The organism is Flavobacterium microcysteis (genome assembly GCF_006385255.1).
Classification (GTDB): Bacteria; Bacteroidota; Bacteroidia; order Flavobacteriales; family Flavobacteriaceae; genus Flavobacterium; species Flavobacterium microcysteis.
On record NZ_VFJE01000051.1, the window covers coordinates 221,719 to 245,030 of the forward strand.

The following is a 23,312-nucleotide window of genomic DNA, read 5'->3' on the forward strand; positions in this document are numbered from 1 at the left end:
TATTATCGGGTTGAGTGCAACAATTCTTTGATGTCGATTTTTAATAATTGGGCTATTTGGGTCATGGTGTCCAGCGTGGGTTGCACTTCGTTGGTACACCACCTTGATACGGTTACTTCGCTTTTACCCAACTGCTCTGCCAACCATTTACTGGTTTTGTCTTTTTCTGCCAATACAATTTTCAATCTATTGATTTTCATTTGATGTTATTAAATTAACATTTGGTGTTAAATGTAAGCAATTATTTTGAGTGGAGAAATAATTGTGCTAATGGCAAAATCTTTATTTTCGTCGTCGGTCAGAACTAAATATTCATAAAATGCACCTTTCTGCTGGTTACTTAATCCCCGAAATTCATAGCTTAGCTTAATGACTTCTGTATCTAAGTGAAAATCTTCAGGCGTTAAATATAATTCACGTTGTTGTTTACCCAAATTATACAATAAGCTTATGGCTTCCATTCTCACCAATAATAACATTGACATTTTTACTAAATTCAACGGTAAGATTTTTTATTCCTTTGTAGTTTTCAATTTCAATGGATGATAGGTACATGGATACATTTTAATTAATTGCGAATTGATAGTTGCATTTGAACTATCTCTTTTTATCTTTTTCCCTTGCGGTAAGATACATTTTATTCTCCGTCATCTTCTATTGTCAAGCAACAGCAGTCAAGTACATGTTATTAAATCTCTACTAAACTAATAACTATCATTCTAACAAATATAATAAAAACAGCAGATCTGTATTTTACGGGAAACCATAATTAGATATAAGCCTTCGAAAGTCAATTTTTTTCTGATAAGCTGCGTTATCATTAGAAAACCATGACCACAGCAATTTTATACATTCGTGTAAGCACTGATGAGCAAGCCATTAGGGGCTATTCTCAGCGTTATCAGAGAGAACATTTAGAACAATACTGTATCTCAAATAATATTGACGTAATTGATGTAATTTTTGAAGATTATTCTGCAAGAAATTTTGAAAGACCAGGATGGAAAATATTAATGACCGAACTCAGAATCAAAAAATATCAAAGACCCAATTTCATATTATTTACAAAATGGGATAGATTCAGTCGTAATGTTGGGGACGCCTACTACGTTATTTCCCAGTTATACAAAATGGGAATATCTCCTCAGGCAATTGATCAAAAACTTGATCTTTCGATTCCTGAAAACAAGATAATTCTTAGTGTCTATCTGGCAACCTCCGAAGCAGAAAATGACAGAAGATCAATGAATGTAAAAGAAGGCATTCATAAAGCTAAAGAAGAGGGTAGATGGACTGCTCATATTCCATTGGGATATACTGCCATTCTTCTTCCTGATAACAAAAGGGGTATTCACCCTAAGGAACCTGAAGCGACCTTTATAAGGCAGGCATTTGATATGGTCTTAGAAAGGACAAAATCCGTAAAAGCTATTTATGATCAATTAGGGGGAAATTTAAAATGTAGTATCAACACATTTAGAAGGATTCTATGTAATCCACTTTATTGCGGTAAAATATTTGTCCCTGAATTTAAAGAACAAAATGCTCATTTAACAGATGGACTCCACAAAGGCATAGTCGATGAAAGCAAATTTTTGAAGGTTCAAGGGATTCTTAATAAAAAAACCAGCCCGGTTAAAAGAAGCAATCTTGATGAGTATATGATATTACGAGGTTTCCTTTTTTGCCCACAATGTGATAAAAAATTAACAGGTAGTTTATCAAAGGGAAAAATACATCATTATGCTTACTATCATTGTAATTCAAAATGCGGATTCCGATTGAGAGCCGATAAAATAAATTCCTTTTTTAAGGATGAATTAAAGACCCTGGAATTAAAAGAAGATTATATTGACCTATGTTTTAAATTTATAATATATACCTGTAAAGATATTCGTGAGGAAAAGATTTCCAATGACAAAGTGTTATCACAAAGCATCGAAAAACTTGTCGAAAGGATTCTAAAAGCTAAACTTCTGCTTCTACATGATGAAATAGATTATGACGATTACATTTTAATCAAAAAAGACTGCGAAAATAAGATTCATGGTTTTGGTAAAGATTTCAAAAGTATTCCAGACAAGAATAAATTTTTATATCAGAGAATTAATAATATCATCAAATCAATTCATGAAATTGGCATTTCATTCGAACAGGCGGAAACCAATACACAAAAAAAAATGCTATGCCTTTTATTAAATCAGCATATAATACTAAATAAGAATTTGGCTTTTAAAGAGGTTCTGAACCCTATTATGCTAAAAGTTTTTAGAACGAAAAGTTCTTCTTTTAAATTTGTAGAGCTTCTTAATCTCAAATTAAAATTACCAACTGAATTTTCTCAACTTGTAGACGAAATAATGGCTATTGAAAGTAAAAATGATAATACTGTCTCAAAAGAATCTGCCCAAGAAATAGCTTGTTTTCTTATTGGACTTATAAAAATAATACATAACAATAATCGACAATTAGTATATGATTAATAATCAAATATTTATGGTGTTCGAATCCCTTTCACGTTTGTCTATTTTTTTTAAATACTGACAAACTCTTAATTAATCTAATTAAAGCGTATTTATCTAAAAATCAAGCGCTTATTCAGATAAAGACTCTAGTGGGTAAAATTGATGAATTTTACTATCGAACAATAATTTTTAGGAGTAAGTACCTTATTATCATGTTTTTATAATAAAAAAAGGTGCAAATCTTTTGATTTACACCTTTCAGCGGAGAAAGAGGGATTCGAACCCCCGGACCTGTTACAGTCAACAGTTTTCAAGACTGCCGCAATCGACCACTCTGCCATTTCTCCAATATGTTGCTATCATTTCCTGATTGCGAGTGCAAATATAGAAACCTTTTTTGAGTTTCAAAACATTTTGAAGGTAAAATTCAAAACATTTTTTAGCAACATTTTTAATCATTTCATTTTCTAGTGTTTACACCAAAAATAAAATTCATTTATTTTTTTAGAATTCGACGTATTCCATAATTTCCAAGCCGTATCCAATCATTCCGACACGTTTTGTTTGCTCAGAATTCGATAATAATCGGATGTTGGTGATATCAATATCATGCAGGATTTGTGCTCCGATACCAAAATCTTTGTTATCCATTTTTAACTGTGGCGCCTTAAAAACTCCTTTTTCCTGTAATCCTTTTAGTTCTGTGATCCGATTTAAGAGCTCGATAGGCTGGATTTCCTGATTGATGAATAAAATAGCACCTTTTCCTTCTTCATTGATCTTTTGGAACATCTTTTCCAGTTTCTGGTCCGGATCATTTGTAAGCGTGCCTAATATATCATTATTGACCTGGGTTGAATTGATACGGGTCAATATCGACTCTCCGATATTCCAGCTTCCTTTAGTAAGAGCAAGGTGAACCTGCTTGTTTGTAGTTTGTAGATAAGCTCTTAGTCTAAACGTACCAAAACGGGTTTCGATCTCGAAATCTTCTTTCTTTTGGATAAGGCTATCGTGCTGCATTCTGTAAGCCACTAAATCTTCGATAGAAATGATTTTCAAGTCGAATTTTTTAGCTACTTCAAACAGTTGTGGCAAACGAGCCATAGAACCATCTTCATTTAGGATTTCTACAAGGATTCCAGCTGGTTTTAGTCCAGCAAGACGTGCAAGGTCAATAGCGGCTTCGGTATGGCCAGTTCTTCTTAAAACGCCGCCTTGTTTTGCTCTAAGCGGAAAAATATGCCCTGGTCGTCCCAAATCTTCCGGTTTGGTATTATCGTCAACTAAAAACTGTATGGTTTTGGCACGGTCATGAACGGAGATTCCCGTTGTACAACCATGACCAATCAGGTCAACAGAAACTGTAAATTGAGTTTCATGCAATACCGTATTATTAGTAACCATCAGGTTAAGGTCTAATTCCTTACAGCGAGCCTCGGTTAGTGGAGCACAGATAAGCCCACGACCATGAGTTGCCATGAAATTAATCATTTCTGGAGTTACTTTTTCTGCAGCAGCAATAAAGTCGCCTTCGTTTTCGCGATCTTCATCATCAACGACAATGATAATTTTTCCTTGACGGATATCTTCAATCGCTTCTTCTATAGTATTAAGCTTTGTAATTTTATTCTCGGACATTATTTAGGTGTGTTGTTGTTTTTAATTCTGAATAGTTTCTGGAATCCTTTCTGGATAGGAGAGAGGATGACATCCATATTGATTAATCCAATATCATTGGTAGCCCTATAAGTCAGTAAGACGGCTAAAGGAGACAAAACAAATGAGGACATCCACGAGCCTAGAAAAGGCGGGATTCCGTTTTCCTGGGCTAGTTTTCGCCCAAAAGTATTGATAAAATGGAAGGTAATAAAAATTAGGACAGCAAATACAATAGGTAATCCCAATCCTCCTTTACGTATAATAGCACCCAATGGAGCTCCAATAAAGAACATTAGTATGCAGGAAAAAGCAATGACAAATTTTTCATACAATGCCAACCAGTGGTTGTTGATGTTTTTTTGCTTGACTTCTACTTCTTGCTTTGTTCCTTCAATCGAGAATTTTGCACTCTCCAGGTTACCTACAGCAATTTCTAGTACCCTTGATTTTTCAGCTGTTGATACGACACTTAATAGGTCAGTTACGACAGAATCCTTTTTAGGTTTGGCAATGGTAACAGCAGCTGCAGTAGGGCCATGATCTTTATAATTAACAATTCCGCTTCTGAGGTAGATGTTTTCTGCAAAAGAGACCAAATCTTTATTGAAGTTTTTGTGAAGCGAATCCAGAGTGTAAGTAAGCTCGCTTACGTTAAGCATTGCATTGGTATTTGTAATACTTGATTCGTCTTCAACTGTATTCAATTTGGATAGGTCGATATTGATAATGTCTTTTTTAAATGAAGCCTTGACAAAAGGAACTCTGTTACGTTCTTCGTATTTTTTTGGAATAATATTTTCGTAATAATTGCCATCAAACAGTATCATTTGCAGCATGGAAGATTCTTCCTGATTTACCAATAAACCCTTTTTAGCCTTGATGACAATATTATTGCCCATACCGTTGGCTGCTTTTTTATGGATAGTGACCCCGCTTAGTTTTTCGCCTTTGTCTCCTGTTTTTTTGTTGACTTTGATGTTGTATTCACCCACATCACTAAATTGTCCTTCTGCAATAGCCATAGCGGGTTTGGTCTGGACAATATCTCGTCTGAGGTTTAAGAATTTATATTCTGCTGCTGGAATAATATTGTTGGCAAAAAAGAAAGCGATGATACTTAAAAAGATGATAAATACCATTAGACTTTTCATGGCTCTCTGAAGTGAAATCCCTGAAGATTTCATGGCCGCAAATTCGTAGTTCTCTGCCAGGTTTCCAAAAGTCATGATAGAAGCCAGTAATATAGAAAGTGGCAGAACCAAAGGGATCATCTTTGGCGAGTAGAACAGAAGGAATTTTACAATCAGAAGGACATCCAAGTCTTTTCCGGCTAATTCAGCAATAAAAAGCCAAACTGCCTGCAGGATGAAAATGAAAAAAAGAATTACAAAAACCGTAGCTAATGTCTTCAGGAAGGTCGTTAGAATGTATCTGTCAAGAATTTTCACCTATGTGTCAATCTAGTTTGTTGATATAGTAATTAGGGTATTTACTTTCCGCAAAGGTAAATTGATTTTTTGATAATGGCTGATTGGTTTTAAAAGAATTAACAGTGATTGTAGTTTTTGATCCATTCTTTCCTACTTCCATAAGGTTATAGATGTGTTTTGTCTGTACATCTATGCCCAGATAGATTTCTTTTCTATCGTCTTTTGAACTGGTAGGGACTAATTTTACGTATTGGATTTTTCTACCACGTACGTTTTGTAGTATATCCCAAGAATACTTGAATCCGTGGTTAAAAAAGGTCAGCATTTTTGAAGGCGTTACAGCGTCTTCTTCATTTTCGTCAAATTTTGAAATGCTTATTTCTTCGTCTTCGGGAACAATATTGTATATTTTTTTTCCGTCATAAATTTTGGTTACTCCCATGAAGTTCAATACATATTTATTGCCTTGCATGATGACATTTCCTTTGCTTTCCTGATTTAGATTTTCCTTTGGATTGGTCAAAGAATATTTGAAATCGATAGAAATATTATCATAGCTTTTCACTTTGGCAGATACTTCGTCCAGCAGATTTCTAGCTTTTTGGCTGTTCTGTGCCTGGATAGTAATGGAGATAAAAAATAATGCAATAATGGGTAATAACCTTTTCATTTTAAAAATCGTTTTGCTCATTGTTAAAGAATTGGTCAAGAGAGCTCAAGTCCGGGATGTTAACGCTTCTGGCTTTGCTTCCCTCAAAAGGGCCAACAATTCCAGCGGCTTCCAACTGATCAATTAATCTTCCGGCACGGTTGTAGCCTAGCTTTAGCTTGCGCTGTAGCAAGGAGGCTGAACCTTGTTGTGCTGTAACAATGATTTCGGCAGCTTCCCTGAACATGGAATCTCTTTCGGATATATCCACATCAAGTTTAATGCCATTTTCTTCTCCAACATACTCAGGAAGGAGATATGCGTTAGGATAGGCTTTTTGTGAACCTATAAATTCGGTAATTTTTTCTACTTCCGGTGTGTCTACAAAGGCACACTGTACGCGGATTACATCGTTTCCATTAGTGTATAATAAATCTCCACGACCGATAAGCTGATCGGCACCCTGTGTATCCAAAATAGTTCTGGAATCTATTTTTGAAGTAACACGGAAAGCAATCCTTGCAGGGAAGTTCGCTTTGATTATACCTGTAATAACATTAACCGATGGTCTTTGTGTTGCAATAATCAAATGTATACCAATGGCTCTGGCCAACTGCGCTAGTCGAGCAATAGGAGTTTCGACTTCTTTACCGGCAGTCATGATAAGATCTGCAAATTCATCCACTACCAAAACGATATAAGGTAAGAATCGGTGTCCGTTTTCCGGATTTAGTTTTCTTAGCTTAAACTTTTCGTTGTATTCTTTAATGTTACGCACCATAGCGTCTTTTAATAAAGAATAACGGTTATCCATTTCAACGCAAAGCGAGTTCAAGGTATTGATTACTTTAGCATTATCTGTAATAATAGCTTCTTCCGTATCTGGAAGCTTGGCAAGATAATGGCGCTCTATTTTATTGAATAATGTAAGTTCTACTTTTTTAGGGTCGACCAAAACAAATTTTACCTCGGCCGGGTGTTTTTTGTAAAGCAATGAAGTCAATACAGCATTTAACCCGACAGATTTTCCTTGCCCGGTAGCACCTGCCATCAAAAGGTGAGGCATCTTGGCTAAATCGACTACAAATGTTTCGTTTGAAATGGTTTTACCCAGTGCAATCGGAAGTTCCATTTCTGCTTCCTGAAATTTAGCAGCTCCAATGACGCTTTTCATAGAAACCATAGTAGGATTCTTGTTTGGAACCTCGATACCAATCGTTCCTTTTCCTGGAATTGGTGCAATAATACGGATTCCCAAAGCAGATAATGACAAGGCAATATCATCTTCCAGACTCTTGATTTTTGAAATTCGGATACCAGCTTCCGGAACAATTTCATACAATGTTACGGAAGGACCAACTGTAGCCTTGATTTGGGCAATTTCTATTTTATAGTTTCGTAATGTCTCAACAATCCTGTTTTTATTTTCTTCAAGTTCTTCCTGATTGATTGTAATTCCTCCGCTAGAATACTCTTTTAAAAGATCCAGTGTAGGGAATTTATAATTAGATAGGTCTAAAGTTGGATCAAATTCTCCAAAGTCAGCTACTAATTTTGACGCCAAATTTTCAATAACCGTGTCTTCTTCAGCAAATTTCTCGATTACAAAAGCATCGTCATTTGTTTCGATAATTTCCGGTTCATGCGAATGTACGGGAGCTACCGGAGGCTTAACAATAGGTTCGATTGTTATATGCGATGGATTATTGATGGTAGGTTTTAAAGCTTCCTTATTGATTTCAAATTGGGAAACCGGTTTTAGAGTAGGTTCCTCAATTTCCTCTTCATCCTCTTCTTCAATAATATCTTCTTCCAGAATTTCGTCTGTCAATTCTTTTACAGCGACTGGAGCGACAACAGATTCCGCTATAGCTTCTTCTTCAGCCTTTCTCTTTTTAGCTTCGAAATAATTCTTGATACCGTCTGGCGAAACTTTCATCTTAAAGATTAAATAGACAAGAAGCCCAAAAACCAATACGAGTAAAGTACCTGCTTTTCCAAGATAATCCTGAATGAAAAGATTCATTTCAAAACCAATCACACCACCTAATTCAGGTAGGAAATCGGCAAAAAATCCAAATAATATGGAGATAATGATAATGGCAAATAAATCCCAGAACCAGGTGTTTTTAAGTTTTTTTACCGGCAAGTCCAATATGAGATACATCCCGGTTATAAAAAACAATCGTACCAAAAGAAACGAGGCAACACCAAATCCTTGGTATAAGAATAAATTGGCAAGGTAAGCACCAAATTTTCCTAACCAGTTTTGGACTTCAATAGATCGGTCTGTCAAAGCATCTACAGCGCTCTGGTCATATTGACCGTATAGGAAGAAAGATATAAAAGCAAGCAATAGGGCAACAGAAAACAAGACTAATAAGGCTCCAAAGATTACTTTGTGCTGTCTTGTCAGTTTCCATGTTTTTTTCTCAGAAGCTTGAGAATCCGTCTTGCCAGCTGTTTCTTTTTTTGTCGTTTTAGCCATTAAAAGAGGAGATGATTAGATGTAAAAATAAATAAATTTTCTACAAATTTTGAAATTTCGGTATATATATGATTAGGCCGACAGCGATGGCGGCAACCGCAGCAAAAAATACGGCTCCGGCAGCGACATCCTTTATAAAACCAATTTTATCATGAAAATTAGGATGAATAAAATCGGCTATTTTTTCTACAGCCGTATTCAGTCCCTCGATACTTAAGACCAGCCCAATTGCCATTGTCTGGAACAGCCATTCTGTTTTAGAAATATTAAAATAGAATCCTGCAACAGTTATTGCAATTCCTAGAAAAAACTGAACCATAATGCTATGTTCGGTCGAAACTAGCTTGTAAGCGCCACGAATGGCATACTTAAAACTTTTTAGCCGGCCGGTTACAAAAGAATGGTCTGTCTTCATATCGTGTTATAATTTATAGTACGGCCAAAGCACTTTCGTAGTTAGGCTCGTTGGCAATTTCAGAAACCTGTTCTGTATGGATTACAGTACCGTTTTCGTCAAGAACAATAACCGCACGAGAATGTAGTCCTGCCAAAGCGCTATCTGCAATTTCCAGTCCGTAGTTTTTTCCAAAACTTCCATCTCTGAAATCAGAAAGGTTGACTACATTATCTAATCCTTCCGCACCACAGAAACGTTTTTGTGCAAAAGGAAGGTCTCTAGAGATACAAAGTACAGTAGTATTCTCCAAACCGCTTGCTTTAGCATTAAAATTTCTGACAGAAGTAGCACAAGTTGCAGTATCAATGCTAGGGAAAACGTTCAGTATTAATTTTTTTCCTGCGAAATCAGAAAGCGACACAACGCCTAAATCTTTATTCACTAATTTGAAATCAGGTGCTTTTGAACCTACTTTTGGTAATTCACCGCTTGTCTTTACTGGATTTCCTCCTAATGTTACTGTAGCCATTTTTTTAAATTTTATAAGGTTCAAAAGTATGAAAAATATATTTGTTAAAAGGACTGAAAACAAAAAACTCTCCCATTGCATAGAACGGTAGTGAATTTGTATCAGGGCTTATTGTATATGAAAAGTATTGTAGAAAGGAGTGAAGCTAAAAACAAATTTAGATTTGTCTAGGAAAGGCAATAAAAAAGTCCCTTGTCGTTTTTTGCAAGGGACTTTCTGGTTTATGACTTTATAAGTCTGGCTTATTTGCGCTTACGGGTTTGCTTAGCCTCTAATTTTTGTTTTATTTTTTCTTGTTTCTTTTCTTTTAAATCAACTGTAGGGGCTTTTAAATTTTTTCCTTTAGCCATGATTGTAACTTTTAAAGGGTTATGAAATAAAATTATATATCAATGGAATAATAAAACCTATAGAAAGATATACCTGCGAGTTAGGGGCGGACATGACAATGCCTGCTAGAAATGTAGCGGTATAGATTCAGGTTTTTTTAAGCACACTCGCGAGTGCTTAAAAATTCGGGAAGATGATTTTAGATTTGCGAATTTGAAACAGAGGTCGGTTAGCCATCAAATGAGCCAACCCTACAAGAACTGGTGTCTGTAGAATAGAAAGACTTTTTATATGGAACAATTTGTCTGTCATAACAAAAAGAAGATTTCTAAATTGGTTACACTACAAACATATTGATTTTTAAAGATATTCCAAATTTTTAAGGCTGCAAAAGCTGTTATTTGAAAATCTGGAGAAAATAAAAAAAAACGCTCCCGAAAAGAGAGCGAATTTTTATAAGGCAAAAAGGATTTATTTGTCAATGGAGCCAAGAACCCGCTGCATAAATTTATTCAGCGCTTCCTTTTTATCTGTACCGTCTTTTATCATTTTATTGACTTCAAGAGCGCCATACATATTAGAAATCAATTCCCCGATAACATCCAGTTCTTCATCTTTGAGTGACGGAACTTCGGTCAAAGCCTCAAGTACCTCGATTGTTTCGATAATATAATCCTGATCGTTTTCTTCAATAAATTGAGTTAAATGTTTGATAACGGGTAATTTCATATTTGATTTCTTAAGTTTTTTAATGGTTCAATTAAGCTATTTCATTTACCAATTCTGATAAAACTTCTGCTTTATTTGTCTGTGTCTGGTTTACAAGCTGCCCGTTTACGAAAGTTGCGAATGTAGGCAGGTTGGACACATTAGCCAATTTTCTGGATTCTGGTGAATTTTCAGCATCTACCAAAACAAAAGTCATGCTTTCGTTTTCTGTAGCCAGTTTTTTAAATTTCGGCTTCATGATACGGCAGTTTCCACACCAGGAAGCAGAATATTGCACGACAACTTTTTCATTAGAGTTTACTAAATCCTGTAGTGTGTCTTCGTTTAAATCAATTAACATAGCAATCTTTTTTGTGTTTATAAATTGCCGTCTTTATGATGTCATGAAGACGGCAATCGGAATTGTTATTAGTTATTCAAGTAAGAAGCAACACCTTCTCTTGTAGCGAACATAGCTTCTTTTCCTTCTTCCCAGTTAGCAGGACATACTTCACCTTTAGTTTGTACGTGAGTGTAAGCATCAACTAGTCTTAAGTATTCAGCAACGTTTCTTCCTAATGGCATGTCGTTTACGCTTTCGTGGAAGATTTTTCCTGTCTCATCAATCAAATAAGTAGCTCTGTACGTTACGTTTGAACCTTCGATGATTACTGAATCAGTTTCTTCGCTGTAGCTTGTAGATTCGATGTCTAAAATTCCAAGAATGTTAGCAAGGTTACGGTTAGTATCCGCTAAGATTGGATAAGTAACACCTTCGATTCCTCCGTTGTTTTTTGGAGTGTTCAACCATGCAAAGTGCACTTCGTTAGTGTCGCAAGAAGCTCCAATTACGATAGTGTTTCTTTTTTCAAACTCTGGCAATGCAGCTTGGAAGGCGTGTAATTCTGTTGGGCAAACAAAAGTGAAATCTTTTGGGTACCAGAACAATAATACTTTTTTGTTGTTGTTTACTGCTTCTTCAAAAATGTTGATTTTTAGATTATCACCCATTTCTGAAATAGCATCTACTGCAATGCTTGGGAATTTTTTTCCTACTAATGACATAATTATTTGGTTTAAAAGTTATTTTTTTCTGATGCAAAACTACACTTATGATTTGCTTTTACACATAGAAAATTATTATATATATTTATTTATCGATAGTTTAAGGCTATTGTTTTGGGTCTACTGAGAATTTTCTAATTTTTGTTTTCTAATTTTATTGAATTCGCAGTTTTGGCATTTTTCTTTTTCATAAATCCCATTATTAAGTTTGGTTTTATATATTTGTTTTTGGTTAAAATTTAAACCATAGAAACAGATTCTTCACAAAATCAATTAAATACGCACTTCCATATATGAGTTTTTCCAGTTTATTTAGAAAAAAGACAGTACAGGATATTTTAAAGCAGGTTGAAAAAAACGAAATAGACGGACACAGTTCATTAGGAAAACACCTGACAGCGAGAGATTTGACTGCTTTTGGAATAGCAGCCATAGTTGGTGCCGGGATTTTCAGTACAATTGGAAAAGCCAGTGCTGACGGAGGACCGGCCGTTATCTTTTTGTTTCTGTTTACAGCCTTGGCCTGTAGTTTTGCCGCTTTTGCTTATGCTGAATTTGCTTCCATGGTGCCTGTTTCCGGTAGTGCCTATACCTATTCGTATGTTGCTTTTGGAGAATTGATTGCCTGGGTTATTGGCTGGGCCCTGATTATGGAATATGCTATCGGGAATATTACTGTAGCCATATCGTGGAGTGATTATTTTACAGGATTGCTCGAGAGTGGAGGACTCCATTTGCCCCAATGGATACAGATGGATTATCTTACGGCTTCTAATGGCTATACTGAGGCAACTGCCTTAATGCAAGGCGGAAAAACATTTGCCAATCTTGATGCGGGATTACAGGACGCCTATACAGCTTGGACAACTTCACCTGTAATTGGCTCATTTCATCTTGTAACTGACATTCCTGCTTTGTTTATCATTGTTTTAATTACTGCTTTGGTATACAGAGGAATGAAAGAATCCAGAAACGCCAGCAACCTGATGGTTGTCGTTAAGCTTTGCGTTATACTTTTGGTAATTGCAGTAGGTGTTTTCTATGTCGATACAGCGAATTGGGACCCATTTGCTCCTAATGGCGTGAATGGCGTATTAAAAGGAGTTTCGGCTGTGTTTTTTGCGTATATAGGTTTTGATGCTATTTCTACAACAGCTGAAGAATGCAAGAATCCGCAACGTGATCTCCCAAGAGGTATGATGTGGGCGATTATTATATGTACGATATTATATATTGCTATAGCGCTGGTATTGACTGGAATGGTAAAATACAATTCTTTGAATGTAGGTGATCCATTAGCTTTTGTATTCGACAAGCTGGATTTGAAATGGATGTCAGGAATTATTGCCGTAAGTGCTGTTGTTGCTATGGCCAGCGTATTGTTGGTATTCCAGATGGGACAGCCTAGAATCTGGATGAGCATGAGCCGTGATGGTTTGCTGCCGCAGAAATTTTCAAGAGTACACCCTAGATTTAAAACGCCTTCATTTGCGACCATCGTAACCGGCTTTGTAGTTGCTATTCCGGCACTTTTCCTAAACCTGACCATGGTTACCGATTTGTGCAGTATAGGAACATTATTTGCTTTTGTACTGGTTTGTGCAGGAGTTTTAGTATTACAAAATAAGCCGAATATTCCGCGTGGGAAGTTTAAAACACCCTATATTAATTCTAAATACATCATTCCGGTTTTATTGCTTGCTGGAATCGCTTATTCGTTTACCTACAATAAAAAGAATACGATGGATTTTATAACGAATGTGCCGCAGATCAATAGTCCGGCTTCCATCGTTACTTCTTTGAGTAAAACTGAGACAGAAGAGGTGTATAAATTTCTGGTTGAAAACCACAAAGAAAGAGTATTTAATAAGACTACAGATTTAGAACAGATATTAAGCGATTTTCAGGAAAATGAGGCAGAATATGTCTCTGTTGTTGAATCGCTTCCAATAGATAAATCATTGAAGTATGAAACCGGTTTTGCCTTATTCAAGCACAAAATTCCTATGTGGATTTTCCTGACTGTTTTGGTAGGTTTGGCTATATGGGCTTTCCGTCAAAATTTATCTCTGATTCCATTATTAGGATTAATCTGCTGTTTGTATATGATGGCAGAATTAAGCGTCTGGAACTGGATTTATTTCTTTGTCTGGCTGTTAATTGGACTTGCAATTTATTTTGGTTATAGCCGAAAACACAGTAAGCTGAATTTTATAAAGGAAAATTAAATAGAAATAAAAAAGCCGGCTAATTAAGCCGGCTTTTTTATTAGTAGAAACTATTTCTTCAAATACAAGAAGAAGTAATCTGCAATCTTTTGATTTAAGTGGATTCTGTCTCTACCGCTTACGTTATGTTCGTGAGTAGGATATAAGAAATAATCAACCTGTTTTCCTTCTTTGATACAGGCCTGGATAAATTCCATACTGTTTTGCTGTACAACAACCGGATCTTGTGCTCCGTGAATCATCAAAAGATGTCCTTTCAATTGCTTGGCTTTGTTGATAACGCTCGCTTTTTCATAACCTTCTGGGTTTTCTTGTGGCATGTCCATATATCTTTCACCATACATTACTTCATAGTATTTCCAGTCACAAACCGGACCTCCTGCAACACCTACTTTGAAAACATCGCTGTGGTTCAAAAGCAATGAAGTAGTCATAAAACCACCAAAGCTCCATCCATAAACTCCAATTCTGTCTTGGTCTACAAAGTTTTTTGACTTTAGGAATTCAATTCCTTTCATCTGGTCAGCCATTTCATTTTGTCCAAGGTTTCTGTGGATTACATGTTCAAAATCTCTTCCTCTGGCATCACTTCCTCTGTTGTCTACTGTGAATACTACAAACTCATTCTGAGCCATAAAGAAATCAAACAGGGTAGCTCCACCAAGCCACTCATTTTGTACTAATTGTGCGTGTGGTCCACCGTACACATATACCATTACCGGATATTTTTTAGTAGCGTCAAAATTAGCCGGATAGATCAAACGTCCGTTCAAAGGTGTTTTGCCATCCGCAGATGTTATCGTTACCAATTCCATCTTTGGCAGATTTGTTTTTCCTAAATAAGGATTCACAGATTTGATCAGATTGGTAGATTTATTTGTTTTTAAATTTACAATAGCCACTTCGTTTGGAGTAGTCACGTTGGTAAATTGGTCTAGCAATAATGTTCCATCGCTGCTGATACTACCGCCGTGCATTCCAGAAGCTGTAGTCAGTTGTGTTGTTTTGCCCGATTTCAAATCAACTTTAAAGAATTGCCTGTCCAAGCCGTTATTTGATGTTCCGATGTAAAACACATTCTTTCCTTCTTTGTCAAAATCCAATAGGGTAGTGACTACAACATTGTTATAACCCAATTTTCGAACTTGTTTGCCATCTGTATTATAAATATACAATTGTTCAAAACCGTCTTTTTCGCTTCTGTATAAAAATTCAGTAGTAGAATTTGGAAGGAAAGTCAGGTCATGTAGCGGCTCAACATAAGTTGAAGCTTTTTCTTCGAATAATGTTTTTACCAAAGTTCCGGTTGAAGCATCATATTTGTTTAATTTCAAATGATTCTGTTCTCTGTTTAATACTCCAATGTAAACGAATTTTCCGCTAAGATCCCAAGTAATACAAGTTAAGAACTGCTCTTTAGGCTCTCCAGTTTGTAGGGTCACTGATTTTTTAGAATTTACATCATAAACAACAAGAGTTACTTCTTCACTTTTCATACCCGCCATCGGATACTTGATGTTTTTGTTGGCTGCAATTCGTGCACTAAAGTCAGTAAGCGGGTAATCGGCAACCATTGTCTCGTCTTTTCTGTAATAAGCCAACTTGTCGTTTTTTGGACTCCACCACATACCGCGGTTGATTCCAAATTCTTGTCTGTGTGTATAATCACTTCCGTTCACGATTCCGGCATTCTCATCAGAAGTTATGCTGGTAGTTTGTCCTGAATTGGTAGTGATTTTGATATTGTTATTATCAAGCCAGGCTGCATATTTTCCATCAGACGAAATAATTTGATTTCTGCCTTCAGAAGAAAAAGCAACACCATTTTTGACTTCTTTTTTATCAACATCAAATTGGATAAGGTATTTGGAGTTTTTTCCATCGACTTCAAATTCCAATGTGTTTTTGTCAATCCAGGTATAAGAATACGGGAACATTCTTAATTGGAATTCATCAGTAGAAAATTTGTTTTTCAAAGCTGCCTGAAGATCTGCTTTAGTCAAAACAATTGTTTCAGCCCAATTGCCTTCTTCGCTTTTTGAAATTAGTTTTGAATACGAATTATCCAGATAAGTTATCGCTTTCGTGTCTTTTCTCCATTTCGGAGCTACCAGATTTTCAACGGCAAAATTTCGATACTGACCAAAAGTAGCCTCTTCAATAGTCAGGTTCTTTTGGGCATAAGCCACAATCCCAGCCAGAAGGAAAGCTGATAAAAAAGATATTTTTTTCATGTTGTTAAAATTAAAGTCGCTAATTTACTTAAAATAGTAGTCGTGAGAATAAAAGATTGTTACAAATATTTTATAAAAAATGTAGTGTCTGGCTGCTTCTTTCAGGAGATAAAGCATATAGAATTAGGGCTTCTATAAGTTTTGTCTTTCTTGAACACGGATGCAACTAATTTCGCAGTCCAGTGCAGATTTTTAGGAATAGCTAAGAAATCCGTGAAATCAGCGAAATCGATAAAATCAGCGTTCTTGTAATTTGGACACGGATGCCGCTGATTTCACAGATTAAGGCAGATTTTTAAGAGGTGGCTGAAAATCCTGAGATTAAGTGGGATCAGCGTTTTTTAAATGTTTATACCATAAAAAAATGCCTTTATAGTTCTGTTTGGAACTAAAAAGGCATTGCGGTTTATATTTAGGTTGATTAGTTTGCTAAAGCGATAGACTTATCCAATACGCCTAATTCTTCCATACAGCTTCTCATCATTGAATAGGTTCTTTCGATATCATTGTCTAATCCGATAGAAAAACGGATTAATCCATCTGTCAGTCCCATTGCAGCTTGTTCTTCTAAAGGAATTTCGCTTGATGTAGAAGTTCCAGGTGCGCTGAATAGAGTTTTATAAAATCCTAAACTTACTGCCAGATAGCCCAGATTTCGCTGTTGCATCAATTCCATCAGTTCGTTTGCTTTGTCCAGAGTACCTACATCAATTGTCATCATTCCTCCAAAACCATATTCTGGGTTAATCATGCTTTTGTATAATTCATGGCTCGGATGGCTTTTTAATCCCGGATAAACCGTTTTTAATCCGTCTTTTTCAAACTTTTCAGCAAGATAAAGAGCGTTGTGGCTATGCTGTTTGATACGGATATGTAACGTTCTTAGGTTTTTCATAACGCTTGCTGAACGAAGACTGTCCATTGTAGGTCCCAAAAGCATACTTGCACCATTGTTCACATTTTTCAGGCTATTCACAAATTCCTGCGACGCACAAACAACACCACCTACGGTATCGCTACTTCCGTTGATGTATTTTGTCAAACTATGAATTACGATATCCGCACCCAGTTTTGCCGGAGCAACAGACAACGGAGAAAAAGTATTATCGACTACCAATTTGATATTGTGTTTTTTAGCAATCTTAGCCAAACCGGCAATATCAGCTACTTCAAGAAGCGGGTTGCTGACAGTTTCACAATAAAGAACTTTAGTGTCAGGCGTAATAGAAGCTTCAACTACATCTAACTTTGTAATGTCTACAAATGTCGTCTTGATGCCGAATTTAGGTGTAAAATTCTTTAAGAAAGCATAAGTACCACCGTAGATTGTTCTGCTGGAAACAATATGGTCGCCAGTTCCACACAACTGTAATAATGTTGGTGTAATCGCACCCATACCGGAAGCAGCCACATTTGCAGATTCTGTACCTTCCATAGCAGCTAAAGCTTTGTCAAGATATAAATTACTTGGAGAAGAATGACGGGAATATAGATAACAGCCTTCGGCATTGCCTTCAAAAGTGTCAAACATGGTTTTTGCTGACAAAAACGTATAGGTAGAAGAATCCGAAATAGAAGGATTGACACCTCCAAATTCTCCAAAATATTGTAAGTCTTGAATATTGTCTGCTGGATTGAAATCTTTCATAAGAATGGTAATAGTTAAGAATAAAATAGATACCAAAAAAACAATCAAATAAATAATAAATCAATAATAGGTTTAAAATTTAGATAATTAAACTATAAATAGTAGTTTTGATAGTTTTTTTGACCAAATGATATTGTAAATTCTTTTATCAACCGAAAATCCATCAACAATGATTTTAGATACTATAGACAAGAAACTTTTGAAACTTCTACAAGAAGATTCTAAACGAACCACCAAAGAACTTTCTCTGAAACTAGATCTTTCTGTCACAGCAGTCTATGAGCGTATTAAAAAACTTGAGAGGGAAGGAATTGTAAAAAAATATGTTGCTCTTTTAGATAAGAATTCCGTTCAAAAAGGGTTTGTTGTTTTCTGTCACTTGAAATTGATGCAGCACACCAAAGAGTTTATTTCTCAGTTTGAGAAAGAGGTTGTGCAACTCAATGAAGTCCTTGAGTGTTTTCACGTCAGTGGAGATTATGACTATATCTTGAAGATTTGTGTTGAAAACATGGAAGAATATAGAGAATTTATGGTTACAAAACTCACAAGCTTACAGCATATTGGCAGTACCCATAGTATGTTTATGATTGGGGAAGTTAAGAATACTACCGCTTTTGTTTTTTGATTTTTAAAAAGCTAAATAAACGCTAATGTATTCACAATCATTGGTTTTTAAATGTTAAAAAGCTATTTTTGAGAGAATCACAAAAAGTTTTATATGCAACATCAATTACAACAAGCCACAGTTGACAAATATGTAATCAATCCGTTAAAATCATTTATAAGCAATTCTGTTATGGGAGGCATAGTCCTTTTGGGCGCTGCCATTATCGCCATTATTTTGGCAAATTCGCCCTGGTCAGAATCTTTTTTAGGTTTTTGGAAAAACAGAATCTCAATTGGGTTTAATGATACTGTTTTTTTAGATTATGATTTGCATCATTGGATTAATGATGGTCTGATCTCTATATTCTTTTTTGTTTTGGGATTGGAGTTGAAACGAGAAATGGTAGACGGTCAATTGTCAGGTTTCAGAAATGCAATCCTTCCCATTGTTGTAGGGATTTCTGGAATGATTTTTCCCGCACTTATCTTTTTTCTTTTTAATGGTTCTGATACCGAAGCAATCAATGGCTGGGGAATTCCTATGGCGTGTGATATTGCTTTTGTGTTGGGGATTTTATATTTATTAGGAGATAAGGTTCCGGTGTCTGTAAAGATATTTTTCACCGCTTTTGGGATAGTGGATGATATTGGAGCTGTCTTAGTAATTGCCCTGGTCTATACCAATGAAATTTCGTTGTGGAGTTTGGGATTAGGACTGCTCTTTTTTGTTTTGTTGATTCTAGCCAATAAGGTAGGAGTCAGGAGCACACTCTTTTATGGTATTGTAGGTATTATTGGCGTATGGATTCCCTTTTTACTTTCGGGTGTACATGCTACAATAGCTGCTGTGTTAGTGGCTTTTACCATTCCTGCTACTACTAAAATAAGTGAAACGGGTTTTCTATCCAAAATAAAGTCCTATTCTGGTGAGCTAAATGATGCGGAATCATTCTCTGGTGTTACACTAACTAAAAAACAGTTATCCATTATCAAAAAAATGAAATCGATGACAAAACACGCTACGCCGCCTTTACAGCGTCTTGAACATAGTCTACATCCCGTTGTCTCTTTTATCGTTATGCCCATTTTTGCTTTGGCAAATGCTGGAGTCGTGTTTGATATTGACTTTGCAGATTTGTTTTCAAATAATATCTTTTTTGGTATAGTGACCGGACTGGTACTAGGAAAGTTTCTTGGTATTTTCGGAATCACGTTTTTGTTACTTAAACTAAAACTGGTGAAACTCCCAAAGAAAATGACAGTCAATCATCTTTTGGGGATAAGTATTTTGTCAGGAATTGGTTTTACAATGTGTCTTTTTATAACGACACTTGCTTATGATAGCCCACAACATGTTACACAGGCCAAGATAGCTATATTTGCCGCTTCTATAATTGCCGGGATTTCAGGATATGTTTTGCTTAATCGAAAACCTAAAAAGGAAACAGCTAGGATTAATGTTTAATGTGTAGTTTAATGAGTATCAGTCTGATTATTATGTATTTATTTTGTTAAAGTTTTAAAATATGTGGAAAATCGTAAAAATAAAAAATCGTAAATGCTTATATTTGAGATTATTAACTTAACCACATTATTGTTATGAAAACAAACATTTTAAACATCGCTGGAGTACAAGTACTCTCAAAAGAAAACTTAAAAGCAATTAGAGGGCAAGAGTCGGTAGATATGTCTATAGATTTGTCTTTATGCGGCTGCTCGTGTAGTGGTGCTGTGACAGGTCCTAAATATTGCGTTTATTATATTGGATGCCCGCAAGTATATACCTGTGGACAATCGGCAATATAATAGCTGAAAAAATTAAAAGAGCTGCTCGGGAGAAATCTCGGGCAGTTTTTTTATTGCCCGATAAGTTTAGTGAGACAAGCTGTAAGGTATTTAAAGACCTGCAAAAACAACAAGGAAACTTTTAAACGGCGAAGCGCTTCCTAGAACAAAAAAACTTCCTTAATTTTGTGTCACAAATTTTTAAAAACACAAAAAAATATATATCATGAGTTCATTTGACGTAGTCGTTATAGGTTCAGGGCCTGGTGGATATGTTGCTGCAATCCGTGCTGCACAATTAGGTTTTAACACCGCAATCATTGAAAAATACAGCACTTTGGGAGGTACTTGCTTGAACGTTGGATGTATTCCGTCAAAAGCATTGCTTGATTCTTCGCACCATTATTATGATGCCGTTTCTCATTTTAAAGAACACGGAATCGAAATTACTGGAGAAGTAAAATTCAGTATCGAGCAGATGGTTGCCCGTAAAGGCAATGTAGTAGACCAGAACGTTTCAGGAATCAAATATCTGATGGATAAAAACAAAATTACTGTTTTCCAGGGAGTTGGTTCTTTTGAAGATGCGACACATATCAATGTAGCCAAAGCTGACGGTTCATCTGAAACTCTTGAAGCAAAATATACGATTATTGCAACCGGATCAAAGCCATCTAGTTTGCCATTCATCAAAATTGACAAAGAAAAAATCATCACATCAACAGAAGCTTTAAACTTGAAAGAAGTTCCAAAGCACCTGATTGTTATTGGTGGTGGAGTTATTGGTTTGGAATTAGGTCAGGTATACCTACGTTTAGGAGCTCAGGTTTCTGTAGTTGAATATTTAGACCGAATCATTCCTGGTATGGATGCAGGTTTGTCAAAAGAATTGACAAAAGTCTTGAAAAAGCAGGGAATGAAATTCTATACTTCGCACAAAGTAAAATCAGTTGAAAGAAATGGAGAAGGTGTTCAGGTACAGGCAGAAAATGCAAAAGGAGAAACGATTACACTTGATGGTGATTACTCTTTAGTATCTGTAGGTCGTCGTCCGTATACTGACGGATTAAATGCTGAAAAAGCAGGCGTGAAAATTACAGAAAGAGGACAGATTGAAGTAAATGACCATTTACAGACTTCCGTTTCAAATATTTATGCAATTGGAGATGTAATCAAAGGAGCTATGTTAGCTCATAAAGCTGAAGAAGAAGGCGTATTTGTTGCTGAGACTCTTGCGGGACAAAAACCACATATCGATTACAACCTGATTCCTGGAGTTGTATATACATGGCCAGAAGTTGCTGCTGTTGGAAAAACAGAAGAGCAATTGAAAGAAGCAGGAGTAGAGTACAAAGCAGGTAGTTTCCCATTCAAAGCATTAGGACGTTCTCGTGCAAGTGGTGATACAGATGGTTTTGTAAAAATCCTTGCTGATGCTAAGACAGATGAGGTTTTAGGAATCCACATGATTGGAGCCAGAACAGCTGATTTGATTGCGGAAGCAGTTACAGCAATGGAGTTTAAAGCTTCTGCCGAAGATATTTCAAGAATGAGCCATGCTCACCCAACCTATGCAGAAGCTGTAAAAGAAGCAGCTCTTGCAGCGACTGACAACAGGTCTATCCACATGTAATAGCTTGAATACTATAAAAAAAGCCCGTTTCATAAAGAGACGGGCTTTTTTATGTTTGATAATGCTTTTAAATAGCAATTATTTTTCCCAACTAAATTGTAATTTTGCCCTAAACATAAGCATACTTGAGAACATCCGTCATAGTAGAGGTCCAAAACCCAAAAGAATTCAAACAACAGCTTTTAGGCTGGTCCGGACAATTCCGTGAAGCACTGTTTTTAGACAGTAATGATTATAGTCAAAGTTACACTTCTTTTGATGCAGTACTTGCTGTCGATGCTTTTACATCAATACAAACGGACGAGCACAATGCTTTTGAAGACCTAAAACAATACCAGCAAACGACAAAAGACTGGCTTTTTGGCTATTTGTCCTATGATTTGAAAAATGACACGGAAGTTTTGGAGTCTGCCAATTTTGACGGATTGCATTTTCCGGATCTCTTTTTCTTCCAGCCCAAAAAGCTTTTTCTTTTGAAAGGCAATCAGCTTGAAATTTGTTATCTCAATATGTGTGATGATGAAATAGAGGAAGATTTGGAAGACATCAGAAAACAGGTGGTTTCTGAAAACCATAATCCAGATAAGACAGGAGAGAAATTAAAAATCCAGCAGCGCATTTCTGAGGGAAGATATATAGAGAAGGTTTCAGATATGCTGTCTCATATTCATAGAGGCGATATTTATGAGGCCAATTTTTGCATGGAATTTTTTGCTGAAAACGCAATAATCGACCCTATTGCGACCTATAAAAGCTTAAATGATATTTCGGAACCGCCATTTGCTGTATTTTTTAAAAATAACAAGCAGTATCTTTTATCGGCTTCACCAGAAAGATACCTGCGAAAAGAAAATGATAAGATTATTTCGCAGCCAATTAAAGGAACGGCAAAAAGACATGCTGATTCTCAAATAGATGAAGAAATAAAGCAGGAATTGTTGTCCAATGAAAAAGAACGTTCGGAAAACATAATGATTGTTGATCTGGTGCGAAACGATTTATCACGAACCGCTGCAAAAGCTTCTGTTATTGTTGAGGAATTGTGCGGAGCTTATACGTTTAAACAAGTACATCATCTGATTTCAACGGTTGTTTCAACAGTAGAAAAAGAAAAATCTGCAGTAGAAATTATCAAGACCACATTCCCTATGGGAAGCATGACAGGAGCTCCCAAAATATCTGCAATGAAAATTATTGAAGACCTGGAAGAAACCAAACGCGGTCTTTATAGTGGTGCTGTGGGCTATTTTACGCCGGAAAATGATTTCGATTTTAATGTAGTCATCCGAAGCATACTATACAACCAGCAAAATGGATATGTTTCTTTTTCTGTAGGCAGTGCCATAACTTCACTGTCCGTTCCTGAAAAAGAATATGAAGAATGTCTGTTAAAGGCTAAAGCCATGCGTGAAGTATTGGAATCCTGATGCGCTAGGTATTCATTTTTCCTTT

General features: G+C 36.0%; 20 protein-coding genes and 1 tRNA gene. 6 read left to right on the plus strand and 15 right to left on the minus strand.

Annotation, left to right across the window (positions count from 1 at the left end):
• Nucleotides 1-2: 2 nt before the first annotated feature.
• From FJA49_RS05110 to FJA49_RS05115, 3 genes are read right to left on the minus strand one after another with little or no spacing between them, the layout of a single operon-like run.
• Nucleotides 3-200, minus strand: a complete 198-nt coding sequence (locus tag FJA49_RS05110; RefSeq protein WP_139999533.1) for a helix-turn-helix transcriptional regulator — start codon at nt 198-200, stop codon at nt 3-5.
• A gap of 27 nt (nt 201-227) precedes the next feature.
• Nucleotides 228-461: a hypothetical protein gene (locus FJA49_RS18385; RefSeq protein WP_158629445.1), complete on the minus strand. Its 234-nt coding sequence runs from the start codon at nt 459-461 to the stop codon at nt 228-230.
• On the minus strand, nt 436-555 hold the full coding sequence (locus tag FJA49_RS05115) for an AAA family ATPase (RefSeq protein ID WP_139999535.1): 120 nt from the start codon (nt 553-555) through the stop codon (nt 436-438). The genes FJA49_RS18385 and FJA49_RS05115 overlap by 26 nt, the downstream gene beginning before the upstream one ends.
• A gap of 275 nt (nt 556-830) precedes the next feature.
• On the opposite strand from FJA49_RS05115, the gene FJA49_RS05120 reads away from it, so the two are divergent.
• Complete coding sequence (locus tag FJA49_RS05120) at nt 831-2,483, plus strand: recombinase family protein (RefSeq protein ID WP_139999537.1); 1,653 nt, start codon at nt 831-833, stop codon at nt 2,481-2,483.
• 244 nt (nt 2,484-2,727) lie between these two features.
• On the opposite strand, the gene FJA49_RS05125 is transcribed toward FJA49_RS05120, so the two are convergent.
• From FJA49_RS05125 to FJA49_RS05170, 10 genes are all read right to left on the minus strand, one after another.
• A tRNA-Ser gene (locus FJA49_RS05125) sits at nt 2,728-2,812 on the minus strand.
• A gap of 157 nt (nt 2,813-2,969) precedes the next feature.
• On the minus strand, nt 2,970-4,106 hold the full coding sequence (ribB, locus tag FJA49_RS05130) for a 3,4-dihydroxy-2-butanone-4-phosphate synthase (RefSeq protein WP_139999539.1): 1,137 nt from the start codon (nt 4,104-4,106) through the stop codon (nt 2,970-2,972).
• Nucleotides 4,106-5,575, minus strand: a complete 1,470-nt coding sequence (locus FJA49_RS05135; protein WP_139999541.1) for an LptF/LptG family permease — start codon at nt 5,573-5,575, stop codon at nt 4,106-4,108. Before FJA49_RS05135 ends, ribB begins: the two co-directional genes overlap by 1 nt.
• Before the next feature lie 7 nt (nt 5,576-5,582).
• Nucleotides 5,583-6,227: a LolA family protein gene (locus tag FJA49_RS05140; RefSeq protein WP_233590071.1), complete on the minus strand. Its 645-nt coding sequence runs from the start codon at nt 6,225-6,227 to the stop codon at nt 5,583-5,585.
• Between the two features lies 1 nt (nt 6,228).
• Entirely contained in the window at nt 6,229-8,694 is a 2,466-nt protein-coding gene (locus FJA49_RS05145; protein ID WP_139999545.1) for a DNA translocase FtsK, read from the minus strand.
• Nucleotides 8,695-8,734: 40 nt separating this feature from the next.
• Nucleotides 8,735-9,109, minus strand: a complete 375-nt coding sequence (locus tag FJA49_RS05150; protein ID WP_139999547.1) for a diacylglycerol kinase family protein — start codon at nt 9,107-9,109, stop codon at nt 8,735-8,737.
• Nucleotides 9,110-9,122: 13 nt separating this feature from the next.
• Complete coding sequence (tpx, locus tag FJA49_RS05155; protein ID WP_139999549.1) at nt 9,123-9,620, minus strand: thiol peroxidase; 498 nt, start codon at nt 9,618-9,620, stop codon at nt 9,123-9,125.
• Between the two features lie 801 nt (nt 9,621-10,421).
• Nucleotides 10,422-10,679: a DUF6952 family protein gene (locus tag FJA49_RS05160; RefSeq protein ID WP_056066510.1), complete on the minus strand. Its 258-nt coding sequence runs from the start codon at nt 10,677-10,679 to the stop codon at nt 10,422-10,424.
• A 31-nt stretch (nt 10,680-10,710) separates the two neighbouring features.
• Nucleotides 10,711-11,019: a thioredoxin family protein gene (locus FJA49_RS05165; RefSeq protein WP_139999551.1), complete on the minus strand. Its 309-nt coding sequence runs from the start codon at nt 11,017-11,019 to the stop codon at nt 10,711-10,713.
• 68 nt (nt 11,020-11,087) lie between these two features.
• Nucleotides 11,088-11,723, minus strand: coding sequence for a peroxiredoxin (locus FJA49_RS05170; protein ID WP_139999553.1), 636 nt, complete (start codon nt 11,721-11,723; stop codon nt 11,088-11,090).
• A 293-nt stretch (nt 11,724-12,016) separates the two neighbouring features.
• Between FJA49_RS05170 and FJA49_RS05175 the strand changes: the two genes are divergently transcribed.
• On the plus strand, nt 12,017-13,951 hold the full coding sequence (locus FJA49_RS05175) for an amino acid permease (protein WP_139999555.1): 1,935 nt from the start codon (nt 12,017-12,019) through the stop codon (nt 13,949-13,951).
• A 50-nt stretch (nt 13,952-14,001) separates the two neighbouring features.
• On the opposite strand, the gene FJA49_RS05180 is transcribed toward FJA49_RS05175, so the two are convergent.
• Both FJA49_RS05180 and FJA49_RS05185 read right to left on the minus strand, forming a co-directional pair.
• Nucleotides 14,002-16,185 carry a S9 family peptidase gene (locus FJA49_RS05180; RefSeq protein WP_139999557.1) on the minus strand — a complete coding sequence of 728 codons (2,184 nt, stop codon included), beginning with the start codon at nt 16,183-16,185 and terminating at the stop codon, nt 14,002-14,004.
• A gap of 421 nt (nt 16,186-16,606) precedes the next feature.
• Complete coding sequence (locus FJA49_RS05185; protein WP_139999559.1) at nt 16,607-17,833, minus strand: aminotransferase class V-fold PLP-dependent enzyme; 1,227 nt, start codon at nt 17,831-17,833, stop codon at nt 16,607-16,609.
• A 169-nt stretch (nt 17,834-18,002) separates the two neighbouring features.
• On the opposite strand from FJA49_RS05185, the gene FJA49_RS05190 reads away from it, so the two are divergent.
• The 4 genes from FJA49_RS05190 to FJA49_RS05210 all read left to right on the plus strand — a co-directional run bounded on the left by FJA49_RS05190 (nt 18,003) and on the right by FJA49_RS05210 (nt 23,287).
• Nucleotides 18,003-18,461 carry an Lrp/AsnC family transcriptional regulator gene (locus FJA49_RS05190; protein WP_139999561.1) on the plus strand — a complete coding sequence of 153 codons (459 nt, stop codon included), beginning with the start codon at nt 18,003-18,005 and terminating at the stop codon, nt 18,459-18,461.
• 93 nt (nt 18,462-18,554) lie between these two features.
• On the plus strand, nt 18,555-19,907 hold the full coding sequence (gene nhaA, locus FJA49_RS05195; RefSeq protein ID WP_139999563.1) for a Na+/H+ antiporter NhaA: 1,353 nt from the start codon (nt 18,555-18,557) through the stop codon (nt 19,905-19,907).
• A gap of 546 nt (nt 19,908-20,453) precedes the next feature.
• Nucleotides 20,454-21,860, plus strand: a complete 1,407-nt coding sequence (gene lpdA, locus FJA49_RS05205; protein WP_139999567.1) for a dihydrolipoyl dehydrogenase — start codon at nt 20,454-20,456, stop codon at nt 21,858-21,860.
• Nucleotides 21,861-21,985: 125 nt separating this feature from the next.
• Entirely contained in the window at nt 21,986-23,287 is a 1,302-nt protein-coding gene (locus tag FJA49_RS05210; protein WP_139999569.1) for an anthranilate synthase component I family protein, read from the plus strand.
• The last annotated feature ends 25 nt before the right edge of the window (nt 23,288-23,312 follow it).